Annotated in this window: 14 protein-coding genes and 1 riboswitch; all 14 genes read right to left on the bottom strand. The window is 45.2% G+C overall.

Features of this window, described 5'->3' with window-relative positions; genetic code table 11:
* Positions 1 to 46: 46 nt before the first annotated feature.
* The 14 genes from mraY to GT575_RS05785 all read right to left on the bottom strand — a co-directional run bounded on the left by mraY (position 47) and on the right by GT575_RS05785 (position 14,517).
* The gene (gene mraY, locus GT575_RS05850; RefSeq protein WP_022217211.1) at positions 47 to 1,006 is read right to left on the bottom strand and encodes a phospho-N-acetylmuramoyl-pentapeptide-transferase; all 960 of its coding nucleotides are present in this window, start codon (positions 1,004 to 1,006) and stop codon (positions 47 to 49) included.
* A 70-nt stretch (positions 1,007 to 1,076) separates the two neighbouring features.
* Entirely contained in the window at positions 1,077 to 2,822 is a 1,746-nt protein-coding gene (locus GT575_RS05845; protein WP_161171779.1) for a peptidoglycan D,D-transpeptidase FtsI family protein, read from the bottom strand.
* A 189-nt stretch (positions 2,823 to 3,011) separates the two neighbouring features.
* A complete protein-coding gene (locus GT575_RS05840) occupies positions 3,012 to 5,309 on the bottom strand; it encodes a peptidoglycan D,D-transpeptidase FtsI family protein (RefSeq protein ID WP_022217209.1) in 2,298 nt (765 codons plus the stop codon).
* A 37-nt stretch (positions 5,310 to 5,346) separates the two neighbouring features.
* On the bottom strand, positions 5,347 to 5,922 hold the full coding sequence (locus GT575_RS05835) for a hypothetical protein (RefSeq protein WP_015533169.1): 576 nt from the start codon (positions 5,920 to 5,922) through the stop codon (positions 5,347 to 5,349).
* A 27-nt stretch (positions 5,923 to 5,949) separates the two neighbouring features.
* Positions 5,950 to 6,885 carry a 16S rRNA (cytosine(1402)-N(4))-methyltransferase RsmH gene (gene rsmH, locus GT575_RS05830; protein WP_161171695.1) on the bottom strand — a complete coding sequence of 312 codons (936 nt, stop codon included), beginning with the start codon at positions 6,883 to 6,885 and terminating at the stop codon, positions 5,950 to 5,952.
* A gap of 19 nt (positions 6,886 to 6,904) precedes the next feature.
* Positions 6,905 to 7,357: a division/cell wall cluster transcriptional repressor MraZ gene (mraZ, locus tag GT575_RS05825; protein WP_015533171.1), complete on the bottom strand. Its 453-nt coding sequence runs from the start codon at positions 7,355 to 7,357 to the stop codon at positions 6,905 to 6,907.
* A gap of 318 nt (positions 7,358 to 7,675) precedes the next feature.
* The gene (gene lgt / locus GT575_RS05820; protein ID WP_055143989.1) at positions 7,676 to 8,746 is read right to left on the bottom strand and encodes a prolipoprotein diacylglyceryl transferase; all 1,071 of its coding nucleotides are present in this window, start codon (positions 8,744 to 8,746) and stop codon (positions 7,676 to 7,678) included.
* Positions 8,747 to 8,770: 24 nt separating this feature from the next.
* Entirely contained in the window at positions 8,771 to 9,868 is a 1,098-nt protein-coding gene (ychF, locus tag GT575_RS05815) for a redox-regulated ATPase YchF (protein WP_055223899.1), read from the bottom strand.
* A 257-nt stretch (positions 9,869 to 10,125) separates the two neighbouring features.
* Positions 10,126 to 10,563 carry a response regulator gene (locus GT575_RS05810; protein ID WP_161171694.1) on the bottom strand — a complete coding sequence of 146 codons (438 nt, stop codon included), beginning with the start codon at positions 10,561 to 10,563 and terminating at the stop codon, positions 10,126 to 10,128.
* A gap of 29 nt (positions 10,564 to 10,592) precedes the next feature.
* A riboswitch (cyclic di-GMP riboswitch) is annotated at positions 10,593 to 10,695 on the bottom strand.
* Positions 10,696 to 10,784: 89 nt separating this feature from the next.
* Positions 10,785 to 12,134: an MATE family efflux transporter gene (locus GT575_RS05805; RefSeq protein ID WP_161171693.1), complete on the bottom strand. Its 1,350-nt coding sequence runs from the start codon at positions 12,132 to 12,134 to the stop codon at positions 10,785 to 10,787.
* Entirely contained in the window at positions 12,131 to 12,580 is a 450-nt protein-coding gene (locus GT575_RS05800; protein ID WP_161171692.1) for a MarR family winged helix-turn-helix transcriptional regulator, read from the bottom strand. The genes GT575_RS05805 and GT575_RS05800 overlap by 4 nt, the downstream gene beginning before the upstream one ends.
* 203 nt (positions 12,581 to 12,783) lie before the next feature.
* The gene (locus GT575_RS05795; RefSeq protein ID WP_015533177.1) at positions 12,784 to 13,218 is read right to left on the bottom strand and encodes a hypothetical protein; all 435 of its coding nucleotides are present in this window, start codon (positions 13,216 to 13,218) and stop codon (positions 12,784 to 12,786) included.
* An 88-nt stretch (positions 13,219 to 13,306) separates the two neighbouring features.
* Positions 13,307 to 13,879 (bottom strand): chromate transporter, encoded by a 573-nt coding sequence (locus GT575_RS05790; protein WP_015533178.1) that lies wholly within the window; start codon positions 13,877 to 13,879, stop codon positions 13,307 to 13,309.
* Positions 13,879 to 14,517 carry a chromate transporter gene (locus tag GT575_RS05785; RefSeq protein ID WP_161171691.1) on the bottom strand — a complete coding sequence of 213 codons (639 nt, stop codon included), beginning with the start codon at positions 14,515 to 14,517 and terminating at the stop codon, positions 13,879 to 13,881. Before GT575_RS05785 ends, GT575_RS05790 begins: the two co-directional genes overlap by 1 nt.
* Positions 14,518 to 14,581: the final 64 nt, after the last annotated feature.

Here is a 14,581-nt window from a genome sequence, read left to right as displayed (position 1 = left end):
ATCATTTCACCATGGTGCACCACTGCACCATTTTCTCCTTTCTACATTACAGAGCCAGTAAACCTACCACACAGAGGACTGCAGTCACTATAGAAAATATAGCAACGACCTTTGACTCAGGCCATCCCCCGAGCTCAAAATGATGATGTATAGGTGCCATTCTGAACACTCTCTTGCCTGTAAGCTTGAATGAAACAACCTGTATTATAACTGATAATACTTCAATGAAGTATATGAAAGCTATTATAACTATGAATATAGGCATCTTGAGCATATACGCTGTTGATGCAACAAATCCACCGAGTGCCAGAGAACCTGTATCTCCCATGAATACCTTTGCAGGGTACACATTGTACACAAGGAAGCCAAGAAGACATCCAACCGCTGCGCAGGCAACCGGAGCAACACCTGAGTCTGTTCCCACTGCTACAACCGCAAAGAATGTGGCTATGAGAACCGTGACTGATGACGCAAGTCCGTCAAGTCCATCTGTGAAGTTCGCACCATTAACTGTTCCAAGCACGATGAAGAACAACAGTATCACATAGAGTGTGCTGTTGAGCTGAACCGTCTTGCCAAGGAATGGTATTATAAGCTCATTGTTGATATCTGAATACTTCTCTACATAATATGCAAATACTCCCGTAACGACAATCTGTCCGAGCATCTTCTGCCATGCGTGAAGTCCCATTGATCTCTTCATAACAACTTTGATGTAATCATCGATAAATCCGATAAGTCCAAATCCAAGTGTCACAAAAAGCACCGGAAGGACATCCGGATATTTCTTCATATAGATAAGCGTCGTGATCGTAAGTGACAGAAGGATTATAAGTCCACCCATGGTTGGTGTTCCGGCCTTCTTCAAATGTGCCTGTGGGCCGTCATCCCTGACAAACTGACCGAACTTGAGCTTCTTCAGGAACGGTATAACTATAGGGCACAGCACCACGCTGATACAGAATGCTATCACTACCGGTAAAACAATCTTTAAATCTAAATTCATTTTGTACTCCTTACCTGCCCGCACACCGCGGACTATGTATTTCTTAAACTGTTTTCAGACTGAGATAAATTTAATACTCATTTGTGGCTTTGTCAATTCCCAAATAGGGAAGAATATTTAAAAAAATATCTCTCACAACAGGGGCCGCTATGGTTCCTCCATAATATGTGCCCTCGGGCTCATCTATTAGCACGACCGTCAGGACTTGAGGATCATCCGCCGGCGCAAATCCTATAAAAGAAGATATGTATCTGCCTGTTCCTCTGGGAAGTTTCTCACTCGTGGCGGTCTTTCCGCCTATCCTGCAGCCCTCTATGGCACACTTTGATCCGCCGCCCTCGGCAACGACTGCCTCAAGCATCTCCCGCATCTTCTGTGATGTCTCCTCATCTATAACCTGTCTCTGCTCGTCAAATTCAATGGCTGTAATAGTTTCTTTACTGCTGTCTATTATCCTTTTCCCCAAATGTGGAGTTACCGTATGCCCTCCATTCACAACCGTGCACACTGCAGATATGAACTGTATCGGAGTCACCTGGAATGACTGTCCAAACGACATGGTGGCAAGCTCTACCGGCCCTACATTTTCCTTCTTATGCATGATGGAGTTTGCCTCTCCGGGAAGGTCTATTCCGCTCTGACTGAACAATCCCAGCTTGTGATAATACTCGTACATGCCATCCACACCTGTTCTCTCTCCTATCTCCATAAACGCCGGATTGCAGGAATTCATGAGCGCCTCCTTAAGGCTCTGGCTTCCATGGCCTGTGGTCTTGCTACACCTTATCCTTCTGTCCTCAACTATCTTATATCCCGGGCAGAAAAAGTTTGAGTTGCTGTCGACCGCTCCCTTCTCGAGTGCTGCCGTCAGTGTTATTATCTTGGCGGTTGATCCCGGCTCATATGTGTCGCTTATCAGATAATTTCTCCACATATTGTTCAGCTCATCCATATTGCCGGCTGTAGGCAGCAACATGGATGTCCCGGATGCGCTGTTATTCCTCTCTGCATCTTCCCCTGTGTCTGTCTCTTCATCGTTCTCTGGCTTAACCAGTTTGAACGGTTCGTTCAGGTTGTATTCCGGCACATCCACCATGGCATATATCTCGCCATTTTGGGGATTGATCGTTATTGCACACACCCTATTTGCTTTTTTCTCGATCAGGACTTTCTCTGCAGCCTGTGTCACATATCTCTGTATATTGAGATCCAGTGTTGTCACGAGATCATTTCCGGGAATGGGCTCTGTCCTGGTTTCTGAATATTCCGCAAGCTCTATTCCCCTTGCATCCGTGACCGCATTTATGCTTCCATTTGTCCCTGTGAGCACACTGTCATATGTCACCTCAAGGCCCAGTATTCCCTGATTGTCAGCACCGGTGAAGCCTATAACCTTCGATGCAAGGGTATCATATGGATAGCTGCGCTTGTAATCCTCGTCCACCTTGATCCCCGGAACAGCAGCCGCCTTGATCTTTTTTCCGGTCTCCTTGTCTACATTTGACGCTATGAGCTCCCTTGAGGATACCTTCTCCACCTTCTTCCTGATGTCTGCCGGATCCTTATCCAGATATCTTGTAAGAAGCTCTGTGACCTCCGCCTCATCCTCTATCTGGCTGTGTATCACGGATATTGAACACACCGCCTTGTTGTCCGCTATGATATTGCCATTTCTGTCGTATATCCTTCCCCTGGGAGCTTTTATGCTTCTCTCCCTCTCATGCAGGGAATCTGCTTTCTCACTATAATATTCTCCCCTGTAGAGCATTATGTATGCAAGACGGCCAACTATAACTACCAGCGCTAGGGCCGCCATAACGAACACAAACTTTATCCTCCGCCTGTTATAACTGTATACCTTCAACTCTTGATCCCGGACTTTTTTATTATCATATTAGCCGGATGCCTCATGTATTCGCCTATTCGTGTACAAATCTATCTCTGCATTAAAAAAGCACCGGAGGTGTATCTGCACCTTCGATGCTTTGGTTTACTGTGTAAATTATCATTCGCCGGAATAGTCCTCGTCACCGCTCCACGTATCCGTGCCGTCGCCTGTTCCGCTGTCATCCTCCCATGTATCGTCCGCCGTATAACTGTCGTCTGCCGTATCGTCATACGACGTGTCATCCGCCGATGTGTCGTCGGTCGATGTATCTTCCGCTGATGTATCTTCCGCTGATGTGTCCTCAGCAGCCGCATCCTCTGTTGCCGCCTCTGTATCTGCAGTCTCTGTATCCGTGTCAAATGCTGATGAGAGCGGCTCCTCCGTTCCGTCATAAGCCACATCATCTCCGTTTGTTGAGTATACATTCAGGTATGGAAGGAGATCCTGCATAACCTGATTGAACAGCTTTGCTCCTGCTCCTGATCCTGACTGATCCTCAACATGAGGCTCATCAACTACAACGTAAAGCATTATCTGAGGATTCTCAACAGGGGTAAATCCTATGAATGACAGTACGTATTTTCCATTTCCTCGAGGAAGCTTCTCGGCTGTACCTGTCTTACCACCGATGGTGTAGCCCTCTATTCCAGCCGCATATCCTGTACCTTCCTCAACAACCGCCTGGAGGTATGTCTTCATGTAATCCGACACTTCCTTGGATATGGTCTTTCTGACAAGCACCGGATCCATATTCTCAACCACATTTCCGTCTGAATCCAGAAGTCTCTTGACAACATGTGGCACATAATAATTTCCGCCGTTTATTACAGAACAGAATCCCGCTGCCATCTGGATCATAGATGTTGTAACACCCTGTCCAAATGAAGATGTCGCAAGCTCTGTAGGATTAAGATTCTCCACATCGTACTTAATACCTGTCGTCTCACCTTCGAGATCTATTCCTGTCTTGGAACCAATGTTAAATATCATCTGATATTTGTCAAATGTCTCTGGTCCCTCCTTGTCCGCTATCTGCATCAACGCATCATTACATGAAACAGCCAGAGCTCTCTTGACGTCAACCATTCCGTGTCCTGCTCTGTAACTACAGTAAATAGGGCTCTCTCCCTCGACTACGACCTGTGAACCATCACAGAGAAATTCATCTCCGTCTGAGATCACTCCATCCTCCATGGCTCCCGCTATGGTAAATGCCTTGTATGTTGAACCCGGCTCAAACACATCACTTATACAGTAATTCTGCCATACATAGTTGAGTGCCTCATATAACTGGTCTGATGTAAATCCATCTATCGTGCTCTGGAACTCTTCATCCGACATCTTTGAGAAATCGTATTCCACTTCCTCAGTCTTTACATTCTTCTGTTCGGTGGTCGCTTCTGTGGATGATTCTGTGGTAGTGCCATCCTCGCTGCTCTCCGTTGTTGCTGTTGTATTTTTCTTTGCACTCTCAACGCTTATCAGGCTGTCCGCATTCTCATCTGCACCCTCGATCTCAACCTCCTGGGTGACGGTGACTGTCATGTTCCTGAGCGCCTGTGTGTTCATCGGGTCATTTGGATCGTAGGTACGTGAGCTTGCCATTCCAAGTATCTCGCCATTGTTTGGATCCATTGCTATGATACCTATCTGCTTAGCACCTGTATTCTGCATATACTCAGTGATGTTGTCCTCTATGATCTTCTGTATATTCATATCTATGGTGGATACTACTGTCTCACCATTCTGGGCTGCCACAGTCTCCGAGTCAACGCCGCCTGAGCCCGACATATATCTGTAAGTCTTGCCATCCACACCGTTTAAGTAGTCATTATAATAGCCCTCAATACCACCCTGTCCAACATTTCCGCTGGCGGTGTATCCGAGCAGGTGACACGCCAGAGATCCATTTGGGTAATTTCTCTTATACACCGTCTCGAATCTCACACCTATGACATCTGCGCCCTCATCGGTCTTACAGTAATCCTCAAATGCCTTAACCTTTGTATATGGAAGATCCTTGAGGACTACCTCATAATAAGAATCCTCATTTGCAATGTGCTTGTCAAAATCGTCTCCTGACACATCGAAATACTCCAGCACCGCAGCTCTTGTTGCCGCCTTTCCCTTCTCCGTGATCAGAATATTCACAGGCTCAAGTATCAGGCTGTAGGTCTTCTCACTGTTTGCAAGGACATTTCCATTTCTGTCCAGTATCTCGCCTCTCTCATACGGAATATCCGTGGAATTGTAGTCCATCTGCAGAACCACCGCCTCCGAATACTCCTTTCCATTTGCCACGTTGATGTACACAACTCTTATGGTGAGTGCCACCAGAACTCCCACCACCAGCAAATATGCGATCTTGGTCTTTCTTCTCATCCCTTTTAAAAATAGCTTTGATCTCTTTGACATTTTATCTTTCCACCTTAAAAATTAAATATCCCTAAGACTACTTGGCCTTAGGGACATCCTTGTACTGTACTACGTAATCATCATTATTCTGTGAATAGTATAATGTTTGTCCCGGCTGTGAGTATACCATGCCGAGCTTAGTAGTTGCAATATTATATATCTCATCCAGATCTGTCATGGAATCAAGTCCTGCGCTGTAGCTTGCATTCTCGTCAAGCTGTGTTGCCACCTGGCTCTTCAGCGTTGCCACTGACTCCTTCTGTGACTTGACATCTGATGTAAGTTTCAGAAGATAACAGCACAGCGCCACCGCAACGATTATCGCAGCAACCATGCCCGCCGTATATCTTATTTGTGCATTTGTAACTGCCTTTCTCTGTGCCTTTCTGGCTGCAAGCTCTCGTCTCTCTCTGTCAGTCAGATGAGATGATCCCTGTTTCTTTCTTCGCGCCGGCTGTGGAGCTCTCTCAGGTCTCACTGAAGGCTGTGGTCTTCTCGCCGGAGCGGCTGAGCCTCTGACTACAGCTTCGCGGGATCTGTTACGTCCAGCCCGGTCATCATAATTCAGTTGTCTTGCAGAACTACCCTCTGTGTAGTATCTTCTATCTGCCATCTATATCGCCTCTTTCATTTATATCTGTCAAATTGCCTCAAACACTCTGAGCTTTGAGCTCTTTGATCTGGAATTCTCCTCAAGCTCCCTTTCTCCCGGTATGATCGGTTTTCTCGTTATCACCTTGCCGAGAGGCTTTCTTCCGCATGTGCACACCGGAAAGTTCGGTGGACAAATGCATGGATTTTCATTTTTCCTGAATGCTAGCTTCACTATCCGGTCCTCAAGGGAATGAAATGTGATGATACACAATCTTCCTCCCGGATTCAGGCTTGCTATCATGCCGTCTATTGAATCCCTGAGCACATCAAGCTCTCTGTTAAGCTCTATCCTGATCGCCTGAAATGTCTGCTTGGACGGATGTCCCTGTCCATTCCTTGCCTTTGCCGGTATGGAGCCACGGATTATATCGTTGAGCTCTTCGGTGGTCTCTATCACCTTGTTCTCACGGTACTTGCAAATGTGGTATGCAATACTCTTTGCATATCTCTCCTCTCCGTAATCCTTAAGTATACGGAACAGCTCAGACTCGGAATAATCATTGACTATATCCTTTGCAGTCTTTGTCTGCCTGTTGTCCATCCTCATATCCAGTGGAGCATCAACCCGATATGTGAATCCTCTATCCGCATTATCGAGTTGATATGAAGACACTCCCAGATCAAGGAGTATCCCGTCCACCTTCTGTATGTTCAGTTCATCCAATATTCTTCTGAAATTCTGGTAATTATCCCTGACTATGGTCACCTTATCCCCATACGGCTCAAGTCTCTTCGACGCTGCAGCTATGGCATCCTCATCCTGGTCGATACCTATAAGCCTGCCGCCCTCACCAAGCCTCTTCACAATCTGCTCTGAGTGTCCGGCTCCCCCTAATGTGCCATCCACATAGATGCCATCCGGCTTGATATTCAGGTTGTCGATGGTCTCCTCAAGCAAGACCGACTTGTGCGCAAATTCCATAATCAATTACCATTCTCTTCTAAAAACTAAAATCAAGTGCATCAAGCTCATCTGCAAGCTCGTCCATGCTGGCCTGATTATCACTCATGTTCTCAGGGCCATCCCACTCTTCCTTGCTCCAGATCTCCGCTTTCTCACCGTTACCGATGACATACACATCCTTGTCTATATGAGCATATTCTCTCTGCTTCGGAGATAGAAGTATTCTTCCCTGTGCATCCGGCTCACACTTGACCGCTCCGGCAAGGAAACCTCTCTTGAAGGCTCTGGCCGTTCTGTTGGTCATAGGAAGCTTGTTCAGCTTCTCAACGAACTCCTCCCACTCTGTCATTCCATATACATAGAGACAGCAGTCGATTCCTTTGGTTACCATGAATGACTCCCCGAGTTCCGAACGAAGTTTTAATGGCATGATCAGTCTTCCTTTTGCATCAAGCTTATGTTCATATTCACCTGATAAGCATCTGGACATCCCGATCTCCTCCTTTCGTATAACTCCGGTTCAATCACCACTTTCCACCACTTAGTTGCACAGTAATGCCACTTGTAACCACTATTCTATACTATAGCCCCCCAAATTGCAACCCTGTTATATGAAAAAAGTGTGTGCATATATGCAAAAAAGCCTGTAGATCTGACAGTTTTCACTGTCAAACCTACAGGCTTTTTGTGGTGGGGACAAATCCCAGTTTTTTCCCATTTCGTGGGGGATATCTCCACCTTGTGGGTATTTATCTGTATTGTCTCCCTGTTATATTATTTTTATTGCCACTTTTTCTGCGCTGAAATGCTATTTTGTGGCATCTTTGTCATCTTTCTTTTTTTCTCCAGCGTCATCTGATCCACCACTGGTCTCCACTTCTGTATCCGCAGGATCACATTCGCCACTAATCTTCACTTCTGTGCCAGCGGCGTCTCCCATCACTGCAGCAGGCCAGCCACGCTTGGCACATCTTACATAATTTATGACAAGCAGTACCACGGCAGTTACAAAGCATACAAGTGCAAGCGCCTGGGATACCTTGATCCCTGTATTGCCGATCATCAGAGAATCACTTCTGAGACCTTCGACGATAAATCTTCCGAGTCCGTATCCTCCCACATATATGAGAGCGAACTCTCCTTTGAATTTCTTGTGCTTTCTATATATAAATAAGAACACAAGTAGCATAAGATTCCATAAGGACTCATACAGGAATGTCGGATGGACTGTTATGCAGTCCATTCCGTCTATATTCATCACATTGTCCAGCATCTTCTGTGTGATGACCCCGGTTCTCTCCAGATAGTCAAGATTGCCATCAGATCTGTAGTAATCAAGCGGAATCGCCATGGCCATCTTACTGTTCGTATATGCGCCAAATGCTTCTCTGTTGAAGAAGTTTCCAAATCTTCCAAGTATCTGTCCGATCAGTATTCCAAAAGTGGCTGTATCCGCCATGAGTACAAAGCTTACTTTTCTCACCTTGCAGAATATTACCGCCGTGATGACTCCCGCTATGATTCCACCATATATGGCAAGTCCGCCGCCTCTGATATTCAGCATGGCTTTGAGTGTAGCTCCCACATCGCCCTGCACTATATACTGGTCAAGTCTGAACAGGATATAGTAGAGTCTTGCTCCAAGTATGGCCGGGATGATAAGTATAAGTATGAAATCCAGATACATTTCAGGATTCTGTTTTGTTCTCTTTGCCTCGTTGGTGACAAGTACATATGCCAGCAGGAATCCTATCATGATGATGATCCCGTAGAACCTCACCTCAAAGCTTCCTATATTGATGTGGTCACCTATATTTCTGAGGGTTATCCCAAGATTCGGAAAGAATATGCTTCTAAAATATTCTGATATCTGAGACATATCGTTACATCCTCCTAGATTCATTTACACGTTGAACTTGAAGAGAATAACATCTCCATCCTCAACCACATATTCCTTGCCTTCCTGTCTTACAAGGCCCTTCTCCTTGGCAGCAAGCATGCTTCCGCAGTCCATGAGGTCCTTGTAGCTGACAACCTCCGCCTTGATAAATCCTCTCTCAAAGTCTGAGTGAATCTTGCCAGCAGCTCCAGGTGCCTTCGTTCCCTTCTTGATGGTCCATGCCCTTGACTCTGTCTCTCCGGCTGTAAGATAACTGATAAGACCAAGAAGTGAGTAGCTTGCCTTGATAAGCTTGTCAAGACCAGACTCTTTAACTCCAAGATCCTCGAGAAACATCTTCTTCTCCTCATCATCAAGCTCTGCCAGCTCCTGTTCTATCTGTGCACATACTACAAATACCTCTGCATCGAAGTCCTTTGCGTATTCCTTTACCTTCTGCACGTTCTCATTTGAAGCGCCATCGTCCGCAATGTCTTCCTCGCCTACATTTGCGGCAAATATTACAGGCTTCCATGTGAGAAGGTTATATTCCTCTATCCACGCCTGCTCGTCCTCATCTGCGACCTCTATGGTCTTTGCAAGCTTACCATCCTCAAGGTGAGCCTTGATCCTCTGCTGGAAGTCAAGCTCCTTCGCAAGCATCTTGTCATTTCTTGCACCTCTGATGGTCTTGGCGATCCTTCTGTCGAGCACCTCTATATCTGAGAATATCAGCTCCAGATTGATGGTCTCTATATCTCTGATCGGGTCTACGGAACCGTCAACGTGGATGACATTTGTATCCTCAAAACATCTTACAACGTGAACGATGGCATCAACCTCTCTGATGTTCGCAAGGAACTGGTTTCCAAGTCCTTCTCCCTTTGATGCGCCCTTTACAAGACCCGCGATATCTACAAATTCTATAACAGCAGGTGTTGTCTTGGCTGAGTTGTACATCTCTGTGAGCTTGTCCAGCCTCTCATCCGGCACTGCAACGATTCCTACGTTTGGATCTATTGTACAGAACGGATAGTTAGCTGATTCCGCGCCTGCCTTTGTAAGTGAATTGAAAAGTGTACTTTTTCCCACGTTTGGGAGTCCTACGATACCTAATTTCATTTTTTCTATTTTCCTTTCTTAAAGCCTTGATTTTGCTTGATATTCTGACTTTGCCGATTATATGGTGTACCATTTAGTGTACCATCTGTTTTCAGGGTGCAAAAAGCCCCCAATAGCACGGTAATTGTACTACACCCGTGGCTTAATTTCAATGTTTATAATTATTATCGGAATCCCATAACTATTTTTTACCCAGTGCCTCCTTCAAAACTACAACAGCCAGCCGGGGTTTACCCCCGGCTGGCTGTTACATTTTATCAGTTCAGATATTTCTCCATCACTGTGTTCAATTTTTCAAAATCAAGCGGTTTCGCTATGTGTTCATCCATCCCCGTGTTCTTTGCAAGCTGCACATTCTCAGCAAATGCATTTGCGGTCATGGCTATGATAGGAATCTGGCCTCTTCTTCCAGGCAGTGCTCTTATAGCGGCGGTGGCCTCATACCCATTCATGACCGGCATCTGAACATCCATAAACACTATGTCATACCAGTTCTCGGAGGCATTCTCTATCCTCTCCACAGCCTCCCTGCCATTCTCAACGATCTCCACACTGGCTCCCGTCATTCCTATGATCTCCGATGCGATCTCACTGTTCAGATCATTGTCCTCCACAAGAAGGACTCTCCTGTCCGAATAATCAGATCTTCTGATATTCTTCCAGTCGCTTTTAATAAATATAATTATACTCCTCATTGTACATACTAGTTCCAACAGGGAAATTATACTGCAACCGGCTGTCATAGTCCGAAACAGTTCTCTGTTTTCAGACCTTAGACCCATGTGGCTTTGTGTCACCGCTTTTCAACGGGTTTACTAAATATTTATTTTTCAAATTCTTTACATATAGATTACAATTCTCTGATTAAAGTATTATAATCATTTGTTTTATTTGTCAAGCATTTATTTAATTATTTTCAGGTCTTTTCCGTTTTCCACTTCTTTGACATAACGATATAGAATATGACGTTGAGCACGATGCCGACACATGTGGCTATAGGTGCTGCAAGTCCAATATTCGTAAGGCTTGCATCCGGCTGGATACTCATGTAATACGCCAGTGGAAGTCTCACAAGCAGAGTCTGTATAAGTCCCTGTATCATGACCCACAGTGACTTCTCATGTCCATTGAAATAGCCTATCATGCTGAACAGCACCGCGGTGAGTATAGTCTCAGGTGCAAAGCCCCTCAGGTACTCGAAGCCCCTCTTTATAACAGCCGAGTCAGTGGTAAAGATCGATGTCAGTTTGTCACCAAAGAACCACACGCCAATGAATACCACCACGCCGACAGAGAGTCCTATGCCCATACCGGTAAGCATCGCTTTTCTCGCTCTTCCCTCTTTTCCGGCTCCGACATTCTGCGATACAAATGAAGCCATAGACTGCATAAGCGAACTTGGTACCAGCATGGCAAAGCTGACTATCTTGCAGGCAACTCCGTATCCGGATGATGCCTCCAGGCCAAGTCTGTTGATAAATGCACACAGAGCAAGGAACGACATCTGTGTAAGGAACTCCTGCATCGCCAGCGGAAGCCCAACTGAGAGCAATCTTCTGCACTGTCTGTTTAATCTGAAATCTTTTCTTGATATCTTAAATGGAAGCTTTTTCTTCTTCAGCAGCACAAGCGCTAGGACAACACTAACCGCCTGGGCAACCACTGTTGCTATGGCTGCACCCGCAGCGTCAAGATGACATCCCGCAACCAGGATAAGGTCACCGATAACATTTACTATACATGCCACAAACACAAATATAAGAGGTGATTTGCTGTCTCCAAAACCTCTGAATATCGCGGTGAGCACATTGTAGGCCATAATGAAAAATATTCCGCCTCCGCATATCCTCACATACGACGATGTAAGAGTGACCGCCTCAGCCGGTGCCTGCATCAACACTGACAAAGGTCTTGCAAACGTCACCATGACAACTGCCAGCACCACCGCAAGTATTGCAAATATGGTCGTGGCACCTCCGAGAAGCTCTCCTATCTGATCCGTGTTCTTTTCGCCTATATATCTGGCAATAAGCACTGTGACCCCCATAGCAAGTGCTGTTATCACAAATGTAACCAGATTGAGCACCTGGCTGCCTGTTGATACGGCTGAAAGCCCCGCCGTCGAACCGAATCTTCCAACCACCAGCAGGTCAACCGCACCATATGCAGCCTGAAGTATCAGTGCTCCAAGAATCGGCCCCATGAATGGGAGCATTTTTCTAATTATACTTCCCTGTGTAAAATCTGTTTTATCCTGTACACTCATCTTATGTTCTGACTCCTTTTGCTCATTACATCATAAATTTTTTCAATGGTCGCTATCATAATATCTGCATCTTCATCTGTGATATCGACAAGAGACTCCCCCAGTCCTGTGAAATACTCATCAACATATTTGCAAACCAGATCTCTGCCAGCCTGAGTGCTCCTGATATACACAAAACGTCCATCCGCCTCTGAAGCCTTCTTTTCAACAAATCCCAAGCGTTCCATATCCTTTATCGTCTTTGTCACGCCCGGTCTTGGGAGCCCCAGCTCATCACTTATATCACTGACCTTTACCTCAGTCTCAGACCTCTCAAATCTCGTTATCACATCAAGATAATGTATATGAGTCGGTGTGACTCCATTTGGCAGCTTTGGCATCATATCTCTGACTCTCTTAGCTTGATAGCAGGCATCCATCACCTGTTTTATCTTTTCCTTTGTCATAGCATTCCTTCCTGTAAATTTATCAAATATTATTTTATTGTTATTTCGTATAATTACTTTAGGTAATTATCATTGGTAAGTATATTCATATTTTTCTTTTTGTCAAGGGGTATACAAACTCTTCATATGCCCGTTTAATACATTAACCACCATGCAAAAAAAATGCTCCACCTGATTCTCTCACAGATGAAGCATTTAATTATTCAATCCTTTTTACTAACTACCTTTACTATCCCTATAACCGATTCGATCAATACCACCGCCACAAATGGTATTCCCGCAAGCGTAATAGCAAACATCATATATTCGATTCCATTCAGCAGATGCTCCCATCCTCCTGTAGCCTGCGGCACTATCCACATTTCATTGATAACCAGAGCACCGATCAGGAATCCCAGTATCAATCCACTGATCATCCACGCCGCACAGATTATGGCGACATCTTTCAGCCGCACAATCTGATTATCGTATATCCATTTTCTGAATATAATATACAGAATTACGCATATCAGGGGTACAGCAAATACAACGACCAGATTATAACTATCGTTATATGTTTCTTCCATGTAATCAGACAGCGTCATCATGCCCCAGCATATGAACTGTACTACCAGACATATCAATATTTTCTTCTTCATATGCAAACTCCCCACCACATCTACTTTTTACATACTATAATAAAGTTCTTCACATTACAATTTAATTAAAATTATAATATGCTTTTACTCAGATCAGATATCTGCCAGCAAGCCCCACGATCACCTGCATCCCGCCGGAAAGCAGCATCACCCACACAGGATTCAGTTTGAATTTTCTAAGCAGAACAACACTTACCGCAAATATCACCACGAGATTCCACTTAGTTCCAGCGATACTTATCATGTCAATCCCAGACCAGACCGCCGTGACAAATATCGAAACTCCCGCTGATGCGATCATCGCCACAACCGCAGGTCTTATTCCTCCGAGCAGTTCCTGAAGGATGTCCTGTTTGCGGTATTTCAGATAAAGTCTTACTATGACTGTGACTATGATACATGAAGGAAGTATACATCCGAGCGTGGCAACCACCGCGCCGACATATCCAGCCACCCGGAGTCCCACAAATGTCGCCGAATTGACCGCTATAGGGCCTGGAGTCATCTGGGATATAGTGATCAAATCCGTGAACTCTGACATGGTCATCCACCCATGTATCTTCACTATCTGTCCCTGTATAAGCGGCATGGCGGCATAACCTCCGCCGAAACTGAAGAGTCCTATCTGGAAGAAACTTAGAAACAACTGCAAATAGATCATTATTCCATCCCCCCTTTGTCGGGATGGTTTTCAGGATTTCCGTCAGAAGTATCCTCTGTCTTTTTATGCCCATGCCCTCTTCTTTTCTCCAGCTGTCCTCTGCAAACGCCGACAAGTCCACAGACAATTACTATGAACACGACATTTATCTCCAATATGTAGGATGCAACAAATGCAGCTATCATAAACAATATCCCCAGATCATCCTTCTGCTTTACTATGTCTGCTCCCATATCATATGTCACTGATGCAATGACCGCAGCTACACCGGCCTGCATTCCCTCCAGCATCTCACTGATCACCCAGTTAGTCCTGAACGCGCTGTAACAGTAAGATATGATGGATATGATGACAAATGGCGGTATGATCGTTCCGATTATGGCCACCAGTGCCCCTGCCATGCCGCACAGTTTATAGCCCACCGCTATCGCTCCATTTACTGCGATAGGTCCCGGCGACGATTGGGATATAGCCACAAGATCCAGCATCTCGTCCTGCTCTATCCAATGGTTTTCATCCACAAACTTTTTCTTCATAAGTGAAACGATGACGTATCCACCCCCGAAGGTAAAGACGCTCAGATATAATGTTGTTATGAATATCTTCAGAAGAGTCTTACTCTTTTTTCCTCTTTCCATAATATACCTTTCTCGTGAAAACGTTTTCACGCTCCAAGTACAAGTATATGCCTATTCGAGAAAT

The sequence above is a fragment of the Coprococcus sp. BIOML-A2 genome, assembly GCF_009875795.1.
GTDB lineage: Bacteria > Bacillota > Clostridia > Lachnospirales > Lachnospiraceae > Coprococcus > Coprococcus aceti.
This window is presented reverse-complemented; position numbering and strand designations above follow the sequence as displayed.

Coding starts and splice junctions, on each gene's coding strand:
- mraY (WP_022217211.1), bottom strand. CDS start 1,006: ATGAATTTAGATTTAAAGATTGTTTTACCGGTAGTGATAGCATTCTGT.
- GT575_RS05845 (WP_161171779.1), bottom strand. CDS start 2,822: ATGGCGGCCCTAGCGCTGGTAGTTATAGTTGGCCGTCTTGCATACATA.
- GT575_RS05840 (WP_022217209.1), bottom strand. CDS start 5,309: ATGTCAAAGAGATCAAAGCTATTTTTAAAAGGGATGAGAAGAAAGACC.
- GT575_RS05835 (WP_015533169.1), bottom strand. CDS start 5,922: ATGGCAGATAGAAGATACTACACAGAGGGTAGTTCTGCAAGACAACTG.
- rsmH (WP_161171695.1), bottom strand. CDS start 6,885: ATGGAATTTGCGCACAAGTCGGTCTTGCTTGAGGAGACCATCGACAAC.
- mraZ (WP_015533171.1), bottom strand. CDS start 7,357: ATGTCCAGATGCTTATCAGGTGAATATGAACATAAGCTTGATGCAAAA.
- lgt (WP_055143989.1), bottom strand. CDS start 8,746: ATGTCTCAGATATCAGAATATTTTAGAAGCATATTCTTTCCGAATCTT.
- ychF (WP_055223899.1), bottom strand. CDS start 9,868: ATGAAATTAGGTATCGTAGGACTCCCAAACGTGGGAAAAAGTACACTT.
- GT575_RS05810 (WP_161171694.1), bottom strand. CDS start 10,563: ATGAGGAGTATAATTATATTTATTAAAAGCGACTGGAAGAATATCAGA.
- GT575_RS05805 (WP_161171693.1), bottom strand. CDS start 12,134: ATGAGTGTACAGGATAAAACAGATTTTACACAGGGAAGTATAATTAGA.
- GT575_RS05800 (WP_161171692.1), bottom strand. CDS start 12,580: ATGACAAAGGAAAAGATAAAACAGGTGATGGATGCCTGCTATCAAGCT.
- GT575_RS05795 (WP_015533177.1), bottom strand. CDS start 13,218: ATGAAGAAGAAAATATTGATATGTCTGGTAGTACAGTTCATATGCTGG.
- GT575_RS05790 (WP_015533178.1), bottom strand. CDS start 13,879: ATGATCTATTTGCAGTTGTTTCTAAGTTTCTTCCAGATAGGACTCTTC.
- GT575_RS05785 (WP_161171691.1), bottom strand. CDS start 14,517: ATGGAAAGAGGAAAAAAGAGTAAGACTCTTCTGAAGATATTCATAACA.